The sequence below is a fragment of the Pseudomonas sp. Bout1 genome, from assembly GCF_034314165.1.
Classification (GTDB): Bacteria; Pseudomonadota; Gammaproteobacteria; order Pseudomonadales; family Pseudomonadaceae; genus Aquipseudomonas.
In genome coordinates this window covers 3,900,471-3,916,264 of record NZ_JAVIWK010000001.1, presented here as the reverse complement: position 1 = coordinate 3,916,264, position 15,794 = coordinate 3,900,471, and the positions used below count along the sequence as shown (strand labels likewise).

Here is a 15,794-nt window from a genome sequence, read left to right as displayed (position 1 = left end):
GAGGTCAGAGGCTCAAGGGGTTGTGGGGGGAGTCGGTACGTTTGAAGTGGTAGCCGGAGGCGCTCAGGCCGTTGACCTGGCGGCTCACGGTGTCGCCCAGGCCGTAGCCGTTGCCGGCAAGCACCGCGTGGGCGTTGTCCACGGGCAGCAAGATGTAGTCGGTCAGCGGTTCGTCGTGCAATTGGCCGCGTATCACCAGGAAGCCGTCTTCCAGGCGTACGCTGATGCCGCTCAAGGGCGCGTCGGGCTCGTGGGTGTTGAGCACTTGATAGGTGCCGATGGTGTCGGCCCAAGTGCGGCTCACAGGCGTCTGTGCGATACGCTCGCCCACGGGCACCCGCTGGCCATGACTGCGGGCGGTGAGCATCTGGCGTCCTTGCACCGTCACCACATCCAGCTGTACGCGGCCCAGTTCACCCAGGTCCTTGAGCCAGAAACCGAGGAATTTCTGCTGGGCCCGCAGCCAGCCCTGGCCGTCGCGCAGCAGTTCAAAACGGGTGTCGGCCAACTCGCCGTACAACTGGCCGTTTTCGTCCTTGATACGGAAAATACCCCAGGCCGTGGCGTAGAACCCGGCCAGGCGCTGGCGGTCAATGGCGGCGGGGACCTGGCGGATTTTAAGGCCGTGGGTCGGCGCCTGGCAGCTATCGGCACACACCGGGTCGCCGGTCTGGGCCTGGAGCATCAGGCGCAGGGCGTCAGTGGTCAGGGACACCACCATCTCTTCGGCATTGCTGTCGTTGGCCATCACGATCACGGCCAGTTGCTGGTCTGGCAGCACCGTCAATTGTGCGGCGAAATCATCCCCGCCACCGCTGTGCTGGTAGGTGCGTATGCCGGGGCCAACCGGTTCGTCACCACAGGGGGCCAGAAACCAGCCCAGGCCCATCTGGCAGTCGAAGTCCAGGGCGTTGCCGGTGTTTTGCCGGGCGAACATTTCGTCGATCGACGCGCTGCCCAGTACCTGTTGGTCTTTGTAGCGGCCCTGGGCGAAGAGCATTCGCACGTAGTGGCTGAGATCTTTGGGGCTGGTCCACAGGCCTCCTGCCGCAAGGTCGCGCACCTGGGCGTCGACGCTGGCAGTGCCGTTCTCGTAACCGAGGGCCCGGTAACCCAGTTGTGCGCCCGTGCCGAGGAAGCTCGACTGGTTCATCTCCAGAGGCTTGAACAGGTTGCTTTGCAGCCGGTTCTCGAAGTCTTGCCCGCTGCTGCGCTCGATGGCGGCGCCGGCCAGGGCGTAACCGAGGTTGGAGTAGGCCACTTGGGTTCCCGGGGGCGTGCTCAACCACACCCCGGAAACGCGCAACGGCATCTGGCTCATGGCGAACGTATTGCGCAGGTCACGCAGGTGTTCGCTGGGCAGGCCGGACTGGTGACTGAGCAGGCGGCGCAGGGTGATGTCGCGGTCGGCGGCGCCCTGGTCGGTATGGAAGCGCGAGCGTACGTAGAACTCACGCAGGGTGTCCTGGATCGGCGCATCAAGGGCCAGGCGCTGCTGTTCCACCAGTTGCAGGGCGGCGGTGGCCGTGAGCAGTTTGGAGATCGCGCCGGCGCGGAACGCGGTATTCGGGGTGACCGGAATGCCCTGGGCTTTGTCGGCAAGGCCAAAGCCCCTGGCCCAGATCAGCTCCTGGCCGTTGACCAGGGCGATGGACAGGCCGGGGATGTTTTGCCTGGCCATCTCATAGGGGATACGGTGTTGCAGATAGCGGATGATTGCGCTGTAGTCGCCCTTGGGGATCGGCGGTGGGGCCGGTGGCTGGCCGTGACAGCCCAGGCTGCCGAGCAGGCAACCCAGCAACGGGATACTGCGCAATGTGCGAAACATAGTGAGCACCCTGGGGGTGGTTTGGATGCTCAAATGCTAGGGGCAGGGCGGTCGACAGTCTTTGCCAGCTTTGTCGGTAAACTGTCAAAGACTGTTAACTGCCCAGGCCCAATCGTTCATGCCACTGGGCAATGGATTCCTGTGGGTATTCTTCGAACTGCAGGTCGCCCTTGCGCACGCTGACTTCCACCCACGGCGCCTTCGACCCCAGCATCAAATGCGTATGCTCGGGCGGCACCGGCAATGGCGTATCAATCGCCGAAGCAAACGGATGAATCAACTCCGGCCACTGCGGGCTGAACAACCACAACCCCGAGCCACACTGTGAACAAAAATGCCGCTCGGCCGTGCTCGCATGCGCCCGGCTATCACCCGGGGCCTTCATCCGTGCGTGATAAATCGAAATTGCCTTGCGCCCCCGTACCTTGAGGCTGTTGGCGTCGCCCCCAAGGTTGATCGCATACCCGCCGCCGCCTTGGGTCTTGCGGCAAATCGAGCAATAGCACCGCTGGTAGGGGTACGGATGAGTACTTTCGAGGCTGAACGTAACCGCGCCGCAATGGCAGGAACCTTCAAGTTGCATGGCCTGATCTCCTTTACACAAGGTGGATGTCCTTCACAACACCTTAGGCGTTCGCCAGGCGTGGGGGTTCCTTCTCCGGCATCAAGGTCGCGATCAGCGCCCGAATAGTCCCCGGCAGCGCCTCAAGCTCGCGCACCAGGATACTGCGCTCACGCACCGCCCAGGCTTCATCCAGCTTCACCGTCACCAACTGCATCGTCCGGCTGTGCCGTACCGCCGCCGACTCGGGGATGATGCCGATACCCACGCCAGCCTCGACCATCCTGCAAATCGCTTCGAAACTCGACATCTGGATGCGCAGCGACAGGTGCTTGCCCAGCCGCTCCACATGCTCGCGCAGGAAGCTCAACAGCGTGCTGCCGTCATGCAGGCCGATATGCTGATAGGCCAGGGTTTGCTCCAGCGTCACCGAAGGCTGGCCCGCCAGCGGGTGCCCCACCGGCACCGTCAGCACCAGATGGTCGGTGCTGAAGTGCAACACCTGCAAGCCCGACGCTTCCACCGGGCCGGCAATGATGCCCATGTCACTGGTGCCATCGAGCACACCTCGCACAATGTCCCGTGACAGCCGCTCCTGCAGGTCTACGGTCACACCGGGACGCTGGGACAGGAAGCCGGCCAGTACTTCCGGGAGAAACTCGGTTACGGCAGTGGTGTTGGCAAAGATGCGGATGTGCCCGGCCGAATCGATGCCGTACTGGGTGAACTCGCTTTTCAGGTAATCCACCTGGCGCATGATCAACCGCGCATGGTGCAACAGCCGTTCGCCCGCCGGGGTGATCTCCACGCCACGGCTGTCGCGGTACAGCAGCCGTGTGTCGAGTTGACCTTCCAGGGCCTTGATCCGCGCACTGGCGGCGGCCGGCGAGAGGAAGGCACGCTTGGCGCCCTGGGTCAGGCTCGGGGACTCGGCGATATGGATAAACAGGCGTAAGTCAGCCAGATCAAAGTGCATGGAAGGCTCCGGTTTCGGTCAGCGGCGTTCAGCATAGCCGAACGCTGCTTTATTGAAATGCAAATTCTCAGAACGGCCACGGCCCAGCATCATCCGGTTCAGATTCCCTGCCCGAGGACATGCACCTGATGAGCGCCACAGACTGGATCGGCCGTAGCGAAACAGCCCACGACCACTTGAGCCACAACCTGCTCAAACGCATCGCTGCCACCTTTGGCGAAGCGGTACCGGCAGACGGCGAGGCGGTTCCACCGTTGTGGCAATGGTGCTTTTTCCAGGACCCGCTGCCCGAATCGGCCCTGGGCGGTGACGGCCATCCGGCCCGTGGCGGGTTCCTGCCGCCGGCCGATAACCGCAACCGCATGTGGGCCGGCGGGCGCATTGAGTTCTTCCATGCGTTGCGTGCCGGTGAGCCCGCCACCCGCGTGTCGACCATCACCCAGGTGGAAGAAAAAACCGGCCGCTCCGGCTCGCTGCTGTTTGTCACCGTGCGCCACGACTACTCCCAGGGCGGCCGCCTGGCCCAGCGCGAAGAACAGGACATTGTCTACCGCGAACCCACGCCGCCCAAGCAGGGCAATGGTGACGCGTTGCCTGAAGGCGATTGGCGCGAAGCCGTCGACCCAACGCCAACCCTGCTGTTCCGCTACAGCGCGGTGACCTTCAACGGCCACCGCATTCACTACGACTATCCCTATGTCACCGGCACCGAAGGTTATTCGGGGCTGGTAGTGCATGGGCCGCTGATCGCCACCTTGAGTCTGCGTGCGTTTTGCCGGGCAAACCCCGGGGCCACATTGCGCCGTTTCTCGTATCGCGGCGTGCGGCCGTTGATCGCCCCGCAGCCGTTTGAAGTCGGTGGGCGAATCACCGCGCCTGGCGTGGCTGAACTCTGGGCCGGCAACGCTGGCGGCCTGGCCCAGCGCGCCGAACTGCATTTCGAATAAACCTCCAAGAACAACAGGCGGAGAGCCGTTGATGAATCCCAATGACAACGAAGAACTGAATGCCATCCGCGAAGGCGTGCGCGCACTGTGCGCTGAATTCGACGCCGCCTACTGGCGCAAGGTTGATGAAGAAAAAGGCTTCCCCGAAGCCTTCGTCAAGGCCCTGACCGAAGCCGGCTGGCTGTCGGCGATGATCCCCGAAGAGTACGGCGGCTCGGGCCTCGGGCTGGCAGAAGCGTCGGTGATCCTGGAAGAAGTGAACCGCTGCGGTGGCAACTCCGGCACCGTCCACGGGCAGATGTACAACATGTTCACCTTGCTGCGCCACGGCAGCGCAGCGCAAAAAAGCTTCTACCTGCCCAAGCTCGCCAGCGGCGAACTGCGCTTGCAATCGATGGCGGTGACCGAGCCCACCACCGGCACCGACACCACCAAGATCAAGACCACCGCCGTCAAGCGTGGCGACAAGTACGTGATCAACGGCCAGAAAGTGTGGATCTCGCGGGTGCAGCATTCCGACCTGATGATCCTGCTGGCGCGCACCACGCCGCTGGCCGAGGTGAAGAAAAAATCCGAGGGTATGTCGATCTTCCTGGTCGACCTGCGCGAAGCCATCGGCAACGGCCTGACCGTGCAGCCCATCGCCAATATGGTCAACCACGAGACCAACGAGCTGTTCTTTGACAACTTGGAGTTGCCGCTGGACAGCCTGATTGGTGAGGAGGGCAAGGGCTTTCGCTACATCCTCGACGGGCTCAACGCCGAGCGCACCCTGATCGCCGCCGAGTGCATCGGCGACGGCCGCTGGTTTATCGAAAAGGCCAGCGCCTATGCCCGCGACCGTGTGGTGTTTGGCCGGCCGATCGGGCAGAACCAGGGCGTGCAGTTCCCGATTGCCGAAGCGCATATCGAGATCGAAGCGGCCGACCTGATGCGCTGGCGTGCCTGTGAGGAGTACGACAGCGGCGCCAATGCCGGGGCCAGCGCAAACATGGCCAAGTACCTCGCGGCCAAGGCCTCGTGGGAAGCTGCCAACGCCTGCCTGCAAACCCACGGCGGTTTTGGTTTTGCCTGCGAATACGATGTGGAGCGCAAGTTTCGCGAGACCCGCTTGTACCAAGTCGCGCCGATCTCCACCAACTTGATCCTGTCGTACGTGGCCGAGCATTTGCTCGAGCTGCCACGCAGCTTTTGAGGCGCCGACCATGAGCCATACCCAAGCGTTGTGCCGGTTCCTTGCCCAGTTGCAGTACGAACAATTGCCGGACGAGTTGCTCGCCCGCACTGAAGACCTGTTTCTCGACTGGCTCGCCTCGGCGCTGGCCAGCCAGGGCGCGCACCCGATCCCGCTGTTCGAGCGGTATGCGCGCACGATGGGGCCGGCCGAAGGTCCGGCGCAGATCATCGTCAACGGCGCCAGCAGCAGTGCGTATTTTGCCGCACTGGTGAACGGCGCGTCGTCGCACCTGGTGGAGCAGGATGACCTGCACAACAGCTCGGTATTGCACCCGGCGACCGTAGTCTTTCCTGCCGCATTCGCGGCGGCGCAAGACCTCGGCAAGTCCGGTCGCGAGCTGCTGCTGGCCTCGGTAGCCGGTTACGAAGCCGGGATTCGCATCGGTGAATTCATGGGGCGTTCCCACTACCGGATCTTCCACACCACCGCCACCGTCGGCACCCTCGCGGCGGCGGTTGCAGTGGGCAAACTGCTCGACTTCAACGAAGAGCAGTTCATCAACCTGCTGGGCAGTGCCGGTACTCAGGCGGCCGGTTTGTGGGAGTTCCTGCGCGATGCCGCCGACTCCAAGCAACTGCACACCGCCAAGGCGGCTGCCGATGGGTTGTTGGCCGCTTACCTGACGGCGGACGGGCTGACCGGTGCGCGCAATATCCTGGAAGGCGACCAGGGCATGGCGGCGGGCATGTCCACCGATGCCGCTCCAGGCAAGTTGTCGGACCGCCTCGGCAGCCGTTGGGCGCTGCTGGAAACCTCGTTCAAGTTCCATGCTTCGTGCCGCCATACCCACCCAGCGGCGGATGCGCTGCTGGACCTGATGCAGCGCGAAAGGCTCAGTCATGACCAAATCACCCATGTGCAAACCCGCGTTCACCAAGGCGCCATTGATGTACTGGGCCGTGTGACGCTGCCGCAGACCGTGCACCAGGCCAAGTTTTCCATGGGCACCGTGTTGGGGTTGATTGCCGTACATGGCAAGGCCGGGCTGACCGAATTTCACGAACTGGCGCTCAACGATGCAGCGGTGTCGGCATTTCGCGACAAGGTCTCGATGACCCTTGACGCCGAGGTCGACGGTGCCTACCCGCAGCGCTGGCTGGGCCGGGTGGTCGTGACCACCGCCGATGGCCGCACCTTGCACGGCGCCATCGACGAACCCAAGGGCGACCCAGGCAATACCCTGAGCCGCGCCGAGCTGGCCGACAAATTCCAGCGCCTGACCCAATTCAGCGGCGCCCGCACGCCCGCGCAAACCGCCGGGCTGATCGAAAAAGTCTGGAATCTGCGCAACGCCGTGTCCCTGGCTCACTGGCTTTAAGGAACTGTCATGACTGCTAATCAACGACCGCTGGACGGCATCACTGTCGTCAGCCTGGAACATGCGATTGCCGCGCCGTTCTGCACCCGCCAGTTGGCCGACCTTGGCGCCCGTGTGATCAAGATCGAGCGCCCCGGCGCCGGTGACTTTGCCCGTGGCTATGACGAGCGCGTACGAGGCCTGGCGTCGCATTTCGTATGGACCAACCGCTCCAAGGAAAGCCTCACCCTGGACCTCAAGCGCGACGAAGCCGGGGACATTCTGCAAACCTTGCTGGCCGACGCCGACGTGCTGGTGCAGAACCTGGCGCCGGGCGCAGCAGCGCGCATGGGCTTGTCATTCGAGGCGCTGCATGCGCGTTTCCCGCGTCTGATCGTCTGCGATATCTCCGGCTACGGCGAGGGCGGGCCTTATGAGAAAAAGAAAGCCTACGACCTGCTGATCCAGAGCGAAGGCGGCTTCCTCTCGGTGACCGGTGGCCCGGGCGAAGACCAGATGGCCAAGGCCGGCTGCTCGATCGCCGACATCTCCGCCGGGATGTACGCCTACAGCGGCATCCTCTCGGCGCTGTTGCTGCGGGGCAAAACCGGGCAGGGCAGCCGTATCGACGTGAGCATGCTGGAAAGCCTGGTGGAGTGGATGGGCTACCCGATGTACTACGCGTTCGACGGCGCGCCCCAGCCACCGCGAGCGGGTGCGGCGCATTCGACCATTTACCCCTACGGGCCGTTTCCCACCGGCGACGGCGGCACGGTGATGCTCGGTTTGCAGAACGAGCGTGAATGGGCGGCGTTCTGCGACAAGGTGCTGCTCACCCCTGGGCTGGCGATAGACGAGCGTTTCTCGGCGAACTTCAAGCGTTCGGAAAACCGCGACGTGCTGCGCCAGATCATCGTCGACAGCTTCGCGCAGATGAGCGCCGAGGCCGTGATCCAGCGCCTGGAAGACGCACAAATCGCCAGCGCCCGGGTCAACGACATGCAGGGCGTGTGGGACCACCCGCAGCTCAAGGCCCGCGACAGCTGGCGTGAAGTCGACAGCCCGGCGGGCAAGTTACCGTCGTTGCTGCCACCGGCGCGCAATGCCGCGTTTACCCCGCGCATGGACGCAGTGCCGGGCCTGGGGCAGCACAGCCAGGGAATTCTCGACCAGTTGGGTTATTCCGCTGAAGCCATCGACAGCCTGCGTACACGCGGCGTTATCTGATAAGGAACTGAGCGATGCCAACTTCTCTTGTGCGCTCTGCGCTGTTTGTACCCGGCAGCCGACCGGAACGGTTTGCCAAGGCCTTGGCCAGTGGCGCCGATGCGGTGATTGTGGATTTTGAAGACGCGGTGGAAGAGCCGCTCAAGCGCCAGGCCCGGGACAACCTCGGGGTGTTTTTGCAGGCGACGCCAGCGGCGCGGGTGTGGGTGCGGATCAACGCGCCGGAGCATCCCGAGCATTTTGCCGATGTGGCATTTTGTCAGGCGCATGCCGGGGTTGCGGGGGTTCTGCTGCCCAAGGTTGAAAGCGCGGCCCAAGTGGCCGTGGTGGCCGCAACGGGCAAGGTCATCTGGCCGATTATCGAGAGTGCACGGGGCTTGCTGGCGGTGGCGCAAATTGCTCGTGCACCGTCGGTGGAGCGCCTGTCATTCGGTGGCCTGGATTTGGCGCTGGACTTGAACCTGAGCCGCGGTTCCGCGGCCGCGCAATTTGCCCTGGACCAGGCGCGCCTCGCACTGATCGTGCATTCACGCGCCGCCGGGCTGGTGGCGCCGCTGGATGGCGTGCACCCGGCCATCGACGACCCTGAAGGCCTGCGCCGCTCGATTCGGCATGCCTACGAAATGGGGTTTGCCGGCGCGCTGTGTATCCACCCCAAACAAGTGGCGGTGATTCATCAGGCGTTGGCCCCCAGTGCCGAGGACTTGGCGTGGGCCAAGCGGGTGGTGGAGGCCGGTGCCCACGGGGCAGGGGCGTATCAACTGGACGGGCAGATGGTGGATGCGCCGGTGTTGCTGCGGGCCCAAAGACTGCTGGCCGCACAACCGTAAACATGTGGGAACGGGCTTGTGTGGGAGCCGGCCTTGCCCGCGATGGGATCAACTCGGTTTGTCTGAAGCACCGAGGTGCCTGCATCGCAGCCAAGCCAGCTCCCACACAAGCCAGCTCCTACAGTTGATCTCGGTTGTCTGCCAGGTCGGCGTTCGTCCACGCCGAACGCAGGTATCTAAAATTCGAAATTCTCTATACGCGTGACATCAGGCACCTTGCCCCTATCACACAACAATAAGAAGGTGATTTTCCATGCTCAAGCTTTCTCGGGCGCTGTTCTGCGCCGCCACCTTGTTTGCCGCGGGCCTGGCCCAGGCGGCCGACCCTATCGTGATCAAGTTCGCCCACGTCGTCGCAGAAAATACCCCGAAAGGCCAGGGCGCCTTGCTGTTCAAGAAACTCGCTGAAGAACGCCTGCCTGGCCGGGTGAAAGTCGAGGTGTACCCCAACTCCTCGCTGTTCGGCGATGGCAAGGAAATGGAAGCGCTGTTGCTGGGCGATGTGCAGATGCTGGCGCCGTCCCTGGCCAAGTTTGAGCAGTACACCAAGCAAGTCCAGATCTACGACCTGCCGTTCCTGTTCAACGACCTGGCGGCGGTCGACCGCTTCCAGGCCGCCCAGGGCAAGGCGCTGCTGACCTCGATGCAAGACAAGAACATTCTCGGCCTGGCCTATTGGCACAACGGCCTCAAGCAACTGTCGTCGAACAAGGCCTTGCATGAACCCAAGGATGCCCGTGGCCTGAAGTTCCGGGTGCAGGCCTCCAGCGTGCTGGAAGAGCAGTTCAAGGCGATCCGCGCCAACCCGCGCAAAATGAGCTTTGCCGAGGTGTACCAGGGCTTGCAGACCGGCACCGTGAATGGCACCGAGAACACCTGGTCGAACTATGAAAGCCAGAAGGTCAACGAGGTGCAGAAGTACTTCACCGAGTCCAACCACGGCCTCATCGACTACATGGTCATTACCAACGCCAAGTTCTGGAACGGCCTGCCGCCGGATGTGCGCACCACCCTGGACCAGGTCATGGTCGAAGTCACCTTGGAGGTGAACAAGCAGGCCGAAGCACTGAACCAGTCGGCCAAGCAGAAGATCATCGACGCCAAGACCAGCGAAATCATCGAACTGACGCCCGAGCAACGCCAGCTGTGGCGCGAAGCGATGCGCCCGGTGTGGCAGAAGTTCGAAGGTGAAATCGGTGCCGACCTGATCAAGGCCGCCGACGCGTCGAACCAGTAATGGCCGCACTTGCGTAGCAGCTGTCGAGCCCCGGCGAGGCTGCGTTCGCGGTGTATCAGGTACACCGCTGACGCAGCCTCGCCGGGGCTCGACAGCTGCTACGGGCTGCCCATTTTCCGTCCAGTTTCGCGAGGTTTTGCCATGCAAACGCTAAGGCGCGCCTGGGAGCATCTGGAGGAAGGTTTTATCGCCTTCCTGCTGGCTGCCATGACCCTGGTGACTTTTGTCTACGTCATGCTCAATAACATTTACACGCTGTTCTTTTCCCTCGCCGATAAGTGGGCCTGGAGCAGCGGCCTTTTCAACGCCCTGGGTGACCACACTATGGGCTGGGCCCAGGACATGACCTGGAGCGTGGCGCTGACCAAGGCGATGTTCGGCTGGCTGATTTTCTTCGGCATCTCCTACGGCGTGCGCACCGCCGGCCACCTCGGCGTGGACGCGCTGGTCAAGCTGACGCCGCGCCGCGTGCAACGCCTGCTGGGCATGCTCGCCTGCCTGTGCTGCCTGGCCTACGCCGGGTTGTTCATGGTCGCCAGCTACAAGTGGCTGAGTGCGGTGATGACCGCCGGCATTGGCGCTGAAGACCTCGACAAGTTCGGCATCGACGTCGGCGACATCGTGGTGATCGTACCCATCGGCTTTGCCCTGGTGTTCATCCGCTACCTCGAGATTTTCTACCGCATCTTCACCCACCGCCAAACCGGGCTGGGCCTGGCCGACGAAGCCGGTGAAGCCAGCAAGTTGGCCGGCAGCCATGAGGAGCGTCACTGATGGCCGTTCTGTGTCTGTTTTTGCTGCTGTTCGTGTTCATGTTCCTCGGCGTGCCCATCGCGATTTCCCTGGGCTTGTCGGGCGCGGTGTCGATCCTGATGTTCAGCCCGGACTCGGTGAGTTCGCTGGCGATCAAGCTGTTTGAAACCTCGGACGCCTACACTTTCCTGGCGATTCCATTCTTCCTGTTGTCGGGTGCGTTCATGACCACCGGCGGCGTGGCGCAACGGCTGATCGACTTTGCCAACGCCTGCGTCGGGCATATCCGTGGTGGCCTGGCGATTGCGGCCGTGTTGGCGTGCATGCTGTTTGCCGCGCTGTCGGGCTCTTCGCCTGCGACGGTGGCGGCGGTGGGTTCGATTGCGGTGGCGGGCATGGTGCGCTCGGGCTATCCGAAGGAATTTGGTGCCGGGATTATCTGCAACGCCGGTACCCTGGGCATCCTGATTCCGCCGTCGATCGTGATGGTGGTGTACTCGGCGGCGACCGAAACCTCGGTGGGCAAACTGTTCATGGCCGGAGTAATCCCGGGCCTGCTGTTGGGCTTGATGTTGATGGTCGCGATCTACATTGTCGCGCGCATCAAGAAACTGCCGGCCCAGCCACGGGCGACGTTCCGTGAGTGGCTCACCTGCGCTCGCCGGGCGTTCTGGGGCTTGCTGCTGTTGGTGATTATCCTGGGCGGCATCTACAGCGGCATGTTCACCCCGACGGAAGCGGCGGCGGTGGCGGCGGTGTATTCGGCGTTTGTCGCGCTGTTCGTCTACAAGGACATGAAGATCAAGGACTGCCCCAAGGTCCTGATGGAGTCCGGGCGCCTGGCGATCATGCTGATGTTTATCATCGCCAACGCCATGCTCTTCGCCCACGTGCTGACGACTGAGCAAATCCCGCAGGAAATCACCGCGTGGGTGATCTCCGAAGGCCTGACGCCGATTGGCTTTTTGATCATGGTCAACGTGGTGTTGCTGGTGGCGGGCAGCTTTATGGAGCCGTCGGCGATCGTGCTGATCCTGGCGCCGATCTTCTTTCCGATCGCGATGAAGCTGGGGATCGACCCGATTCACCTGGGGATCGTGATGGTGGTCAACATGGAGATTGGCCTGGTGCACCCGCCGGTGGGGTTGAACCTGTTTGTGACGTCGGCGGTGACGGGGCTGACGCTGGGGCAGACCATCCGCGCGGCGTTGCCGTGGCTGATGATCCTGCTGGTGTTCCTGATCATGGTGACCTACCTGCCATTCATCTCGCTGGCCTTGCCGCACTGGCTTGGGATGTAAACCCAACTTAAAGCACACCGCAAAACACATGTGGGAGCCGGGCTTGCCCGGCTCCCACATTTGATATGTGCAGGGTTTTATCTATCCATCGCACTCAAGATGGCGTGTGCCGCTTTCACCCGTTCGGCGTTCGGGTAGTTCTTGTTCGCCAGGATCACCACCCCCAGGCCTTTGCTCGGCACGTACGCCACGTAGGCGCCAAAGCCACCAGTGGCGCCGGTCTTGTTCACCAGCGTGTCGGCATGGGGCGCTTGTGGTGGTGTCAGCCAGTTGACCTTGTGCGGCTCAAAGGCCATTTGCGCCGAGTTGCCTGCAGTCAGGGCGTCCAGGGTGATCGGGTAGGGGTACATCTCCCAGCCGAGGCCCTGGGTCATGCCCTGCACGGTGTAGTAGCCGGTGTGCGTCGTGGCAATCGCCTGTTGCAGCGGCTTTTCCAGCTTCGCCGGGTGCATGTTCACTTCAACGTAATGGATCAGGTCCGAGGTGCTGGTCTTGATGCCGTAGGCCTCGGCGTCCAGGGCGCCCGGGCCGACACGCACCGGTTTGCCGGCCTTGTCGTAACCCTGCGCGTACAGGTTCATCTGCGCCTTGGGCACGGTGATAAAGGTGTGCTTGAGGCCGAGTTTCGGCAGCAGCGTTTGCTCCATCAGCCGGTCAAACGGCTGGCCCAGGCTTTGGGCGGCGAGGTGGCCGAACAGGCCGATGCTCGGGTTGGAGTAGAGGCGTTGGGTGCCGGGGGCGAAATCCGCTTTCCAGTGCTGGTAGTAGCTGATCATCTTGCTGGCGTTATCGGACTCATCCGGGAATTGCAGTGGCAGGCCACCGGCGGTGTAGGTGCCGAGGTTGAGCAGGCTGATGTGGTCAAATGTGCCGCCACGCAACGCCGGCAGGTATTGGCTGGCCGGGTCCGAGAGTTTCAGCTTGCCGTTGGCCAGGGCATAGCCTGCGAGAGTGGCGGTGAAGGTCTTGCTCACCGAGCCGATTTCGAACAGGGTGTTTTCGCTGACCGGTTGCTTGCCTTCCCTGGATGCGACGCCGTAGTTAAAGTATTGCGCCTTGCCGTTCTGTATCACTGCGACCGACAGGCCGGCGATGTCTTGTTGCTGCATCAGGGGTTCGACGGTACTGTCCACCACCTGGCGCAAATCTGTGGCCGCCATGCAGTTGCCGGCGCCGAGCAATAGGGCGAATAGTGTGACCGTTCGTGCTTTTGAAGAAAGTTCGTACATGATGATGTGGCTTCCATACGGTGATGGGTTGACGACCAATACCTGCGCGGGCGCCGCAAATCTAGGCAGTTTGTGCGGCTTCGACAAACGATGATATCTCGCAGCAGCCATTAGAAAAATTAGGGTTAAGCTATGCTCCGTTCCCATTTGCCCCTCAACGCGCTGCGCGCCTTTGAAGCTTCTGCGCGGCATTTGAGCTTTACCCGGGCGGCGATTGAGTTGTGCGTCACCCAGGCGGCGGTCAGTCACCAGGTGAAAAGCCTGGAGGCGCAGCTCAATGTCACGCTGTTCAAACGCTTGCCCCGGGGCTTGATGCTCACCAGTGAAGGCGAAACCCTGCTGCCGGTGTTGCGCGAATCCTTTGACCGGATTGCTCAAACCTTGGGCCAGTTTGAAGGCGGGCATTACCGCGAAGTATTGACGGTGGGTGCGGTGGGCACCTTTGCGGTGGGCTGGCTGCTGCCCAGGCTTGCGGATTTCCAAGCGCGCTACCCGTTTATCGACTTGCGGCTGTCCACCAACAACAACCGCGTCGATGTGGCCGCCGAAGGCCTGGATTACGCGATTCGTTTTGGTGCCGGTGCGTGGCACGGTACCGAGGCGTGCCAGTTGCTGGAAGCACCGCTGACGGTGCTTTGCGTGCCGCAGATTGCCCGGCAATTGCAGGCGCCGGCAGACCTGTTGAAGCACACCTTGCTGCGCTCTTACCGCGCCGATGAGTGGACGCAGTGGTTCCAGGCCGCCGGCTTGCCCGCCGACACGCTGGTGCCGCGCAGCATTGTTTTCGACTCGTCCCTGGCGATGATGGAAGCCGCACTGCAAGGTGCGGGGGTGGCTCTGGCGCCAGCCATGATGTTTGGCCGGCAGTTGGCGACGGATGTGATTCGCCAGCCATTCGAGGTGGGCATCACCACCGGCAGTTATTGGCTGACACGCTTGCAGTCACGGGTCGAGACACCGGCGATGGCGGCATTCAAGGCGTGGTTGCGTGGAGTGGCACAGGCCGATTAATAAAATCCACCGAAACAAAATGAAACATTTGCGGCGAGCTAACCTCTACCGTATCCCCTTGGCTGAGTGCCTCTATGAAATCCCCGCGTCCTTCTTCGCGAATGCCCCACCTCATCCAACTGCGCAACCTGAAGATGGCGCGCTCCGCCCACGCTTATGTGCGAGGCAGTACCGTTCAGTTTTATGAGTGGCTGCACAGCCAGCGCGGTCGGCGCTTGCCCCATGGGCCGGCGATCTGGATCTGCGGTGACTGCCATGCCGGCAACCTCGGGCCCACGGGCGACACCAAGGGCCGGATCGACATGCATATCCGTGACCTTGACCAGACGGTGATCGGCAACCCGGCCCATGACCTGGTGCGCCTGGCGCTGTCCTTGGCCACCGCTGCCCGCGGTTCGGATCTGCCGGGGGTGACCACTGCACGCATGCTCGAAGAGATGATGGTGGGGTATGAGCAGGCGTTCAAGGACAAGCCTGACGAGGCGCCGCCGCGCCCGTCCCAGGTCAAGGCCGGCATGCGCAGCGCGGTGGAGCGCACCTGGAAGAACCTGGCCCGTGAGCGTATTGAAAACACCCGGCCGACGATCCCGTTGGGCAAGCATTTCTGGGCGTTGTCACGGGCGGAAAAGTCAGCCCTTGAGACCTTGTGCGCCTCGGATGAAATTCACCGGCTGGTGACTTCGCTCAAAGGCCGCTCAAACGATGACGAGGTTGAGCTGTTGGATTCGGCGTATTGGGTCAAGGGCTGCAGCTCCCTCGGGTTGTTGCGGTATGCGGTGTTGTTGGGGGTTGGGGACAAGGAAGATCAGGAATACTGCCTGCTCGATATTAAGGAAGCGGTGGGCGCTGCAGCGCCGCGTGCGGCACGGGCGAAGATGCCTCGTGATAACGGGCGGCGGGTGGTGGAGGGCGCGCGGCACCTGTCGCCGTCGCTGGGGGAGCGGATGCTGGCGACGCGGTTTCTGGATCACGGGTTTTTCATCCGTGAATTGCTGCCCCAGGACATGAAACTGGAGCTGGATGAGCTGAGTGAGGTTGATGCGATGCACGCGGCCGGGTACCTGGCGCGGGTGGTCGGCGTCGCCCATGCGCGGCAGATGGACCGTGACACGCGCAAGGACTGGATGGCGGTATTGCAGGAGAACCGCTCCAAGCAGCTGGATGCGCCTTCATGGTTATGGACCAGTGTGGTGCAGTTGGTAGGTAGCCATGAGGAAGGTTACCTCAACCACTGTCGGCGGTATGCGCTGGAACACTGACCGTAGGAGCTGGCTTGCCGGCGATGGCATCAACTTGGTGTACCTGATGGACCGAGGTGTCAGCATCGCCGGCAAGCCAGCTCCTACATGAGCGGTGTGT

At 62.6% G+C, this 15,794-nt stretch carries 14 protein-coding genes; 10 read left to right on the top strand and 4 right to left on the bottom strand.

All coding sequences use genetic code 11. The features are described from left to right. Positions 1–4: 4 nt before the first annotated feature. The 3 genes from RGV33_RS18295 to RGV33_RS18285 all read right to left on the bottom strand — a co-directional run bounded on the left by RGV33_RS18295 (position 5) and on the right by RGV33_RS18285 (position 3,366). On the bottom strand, positions 5–1,828 hold the full coding sequence (locus RGV33_RS18295) for a serine hydrolase domain-containing protein (protein WP_322145491.1): 1,824 nt from the start codon (positions 1,826–1,828) through the stop codon (positions 5–7). A 94-nt stretch (positions 1,829–1,922) separates the two neighbouring features. Then, entirely contained in the window at positions 1,923–2,411 is a 489-nt protein-coding gene (locus RGV33_RS18290) for a GFA family protein (protein WP_322145490.1), read from the bottom strand. 43 nt (positions 2,412–2,454) lie between these two features. Next, a complete protein-coding gene (locus RGV33_RS18285; protein WP_322145489.1) occupies positions 2,455–3,366 on the bottom strand; it encodes a LysR family transcriptional regulator in 912 nt (303 codons plus the stop codon). Positions 3,367–3,494: 128 nt separating this feature from the next. Between RGV33_RS18285 and RGV33_RS18280 the strand changes: the two genes are divergently transcribed. The 8 genes from RGV33_RS18280 (at position 3,495) to dctM (ending at position 12,195) form a co-directional block, all read left to right on the top strand. Continuing rightward, the gene (locus RGV33_RS18280) at positions 3,495–4,313 is read left to right on the top strand and encodes an FAS1-like dehydratase domain-containing protein (RefSeq protein ID WP_322145488.1); all 819 of its coding nucleotides are present in this window, start codon (positions 3,495–3,497) and stop codon (positions 4,311–4,313) included. Between the two features lie 31 nt (positions 4,314–4,344). After that, positions 4,345–5,508: an acyl-CoA dehydrogenase family protein gene (locus tag RGV33_RS18275; RefSeq protein WP_322145487.1), complete on the top strand. Its 1,164-nt coding sequence runs from the start codon at positions 4,345–4,347 to the stop codon at positions 5,506–5,508. 10 nt (positions 5,509–5,518) lie between these two features. Then, positions 5,519–6,868 (top strand): MmgE/PrpD family protein, encoded by a 1,350-nt coding sequence (locus RGV33_RS18270; RefSeq protein ID WP_322145486.1) that lies wholly within the window; start codon positions 5,519–5,521, stop codon positions 6,866–6,868. 9 nt (positions 6,869–6,877) lie between these two features. Beyond that, entirely contained in the window at positions 6,878–8,074 is a 1,197-nt protein-coding gene (locus RGV33_RS18265; protein ID WP_322145485.1) for a CaiB/BaiF CoA-transferase family protein, read from the top strand. Positions 8,075–8,088: 14 nt separating this feature from the next. Continuing rightward, a complete protein-coding gene (locus RGV33_RS18260) occupies positions 8,089–8,904 on the top strand; it encodes a CoA ester lyase (RefSeq protein WP_322145484.1) in 816 nt (271 codons plus the stop codon). Positions 8,905–9,157: 253 nt separating this feature from the next. Further along, entirely contained in the window at positions 9,158–10,141 is a 984-nt protein-coding gene (locus RGV33_RS18255; protein WP_322145483.1) for a TRAP transporter substrate-binding protein, read from the top strand. Between the two features lie 141 nt (positions 10,142–10,282). Continuing rightward, entirely contained in the window at positions 10,283–10,915 is a 633-nt protein-coding gene (locus RGV33_RS18250) for a TRAP transporter small permease (protein WP_322145482.1), read from the top strand. Then, the gene (gene dctM, locus RGV33_RS18245) at positions 10,915–12,195 is read left to right on the top strand and encodes a C4-dicarboxylate TRAP transporter large permease protein DctM (RefSeq protein ID WP_322145481.1); all 1,281 of its coding nucleotides are present in this window, start codon (positions 10,915–10,917) and stop codon (positions 12,193–12,195) included. The genes RGV33_RS18250 and dctM overlap by 1 nt, the downstream gene beginning before the upstream one ends. A 77-nt stretch (positions 12,196–12,272) precedes the next feature. Here the strand turns inward: dctM and ampC are convergent, their stop codons facing one another. After that, entirely contained in the window at positions 12,273–13,424 is a 1,152-nt protein-coding gene (ampC, locus tag RGV33_RS18240) for a class C beta-lactamase (RefSeq protein ID WP_322145480.1), read from the bottom strand. A gap of 132 nt (positions 13,425–13,556) precedes the next feature. On the opposite strand from ampC, the gene RGV33_RS18235 reads away from it, so the two are divergent. Together RGV33_RS18235 and RGV33_RS18230 are read left to right on the top strand one after the other, a co-directional pair. After that, positions 13,557–14,435 carry a LysR family transcriptional regulator gene (locus RGV33_RS18235; protein ID WP_322145479.1) on the top strand — a complete coding sequence of 293 codons (879 nt, stop codon included), beginning with the start codon at positions 13,557–13,559 and terminating at the stop codon, positions 14,433–14,435. A 74-nt stretch (positions 14,436–14,509) separates the two neighbouring features. Continuing rightward, a complete protein-coding gene (locus tag RGV33_RS18230; RefSeq protein WP_322145478.1) occupies positions 14,510–15,694 on the top strand; it encodes a DUF2252 domain-containing protein in 1,185 nt (394 codons plus the stop codon). Positions 15,695–15,794: the final 100 nt, after the last annotated feature.

Coding starts and splice junctions, on each gene's coding strand:
- RGV33_RS18295 (WP_322145491.1), bottom strand. CDS start 1,828: ATGTTTCGCACATTGCGCAGTATCCCGTTGCTGGGTTGCCTGCTCGGC.
- RGV33_RS18290 (WP_322145490.1), bottom strand. CDS start 2,411: ATGCAACTTGAAGGTTCCTGCCATTGCGGCGCGGTTACGTTCAGCCTC.
- RGV33_RS18285 (WP_322145489.1), bottom strand. CDS start 3,366: ATGCACTTTGATCTGGCTGACTTACGCCTGTTTATCCATATCGCCGAG.
- RGV33_RS18280 (WP_322145488.1), top strand. CDS start 3,495: ATGAGCGCCACAGACTGGATCGGCCGTAGCGAAACAGCCCACGACCAC.
- RGV33_RS18275 (WP_322145487.1), top strand. CDS start 4,345: ATGAATCCCAATGACAACGAAGAACTGAATGCCATCCGCGAAGGCGTG.
- RGV33_RS18270 (WP_322145486.1), top strand. CDS start 5,519: ATGAGCCATACCCAAGCGTTGTGCCGGTTCCTTGCCCAGTTGCAGTAC.
- RGV33_RS18265 (WP_322145485.1), top strand. CDS start 6,878: ATGACTGCTAATCAACGACCGCTGGACGGCATCACTGTCGTCAGCCTG.
- RGV33_RS18260 (WP_322145484.1), top strand. CDS start 8,089: ATGCCAACTTCTCTTGTGCGCTCTGCGCTGTTTGTACCCGGCAGCCGA.
- RGV33_RS18255 (WP_322145483.1), top strand. CDS start 9,158: ATGCTCAAGCTTTCTCGGGCGCTGTTCTGCGCCGCCACCTTGTTTGCC.
- RGV33_RS18250 (WP_322145482.1), top strand. CDS start 10,283: ATGCAAACGCTAAGGCGCGCCTGGGAGCATCTGGAGGAAGGTTTTATC.
- dctM (WP_322145481.1), top strand. CDS start 10,915: ATGGCCGTTCTGTGTCTGTTTTTGCTGCTGTTCGTGTTCATGTTCCTC.
- ampC (WP_322145480.1), bottom strand. CDS start 13,424: ATGTACGAACTTTCTTCAAAAGCACGAACGGTCACACTATTCGCCCTA.
- RGV33_RS18235 (WP_322145479.1), top strand. CDS start 13,557: ATGCTCCGTTCCCATTTGCCCCTCAACGCGCTGCGCGCCTTTGAAGCT.
- RGV33_RS18230 (WP_322145478.1), top strand. CDS start 14,510: ATGAAATCCCCGCGTCCTTCTTCGCGAATGCCCCACCTCATCCAACTG.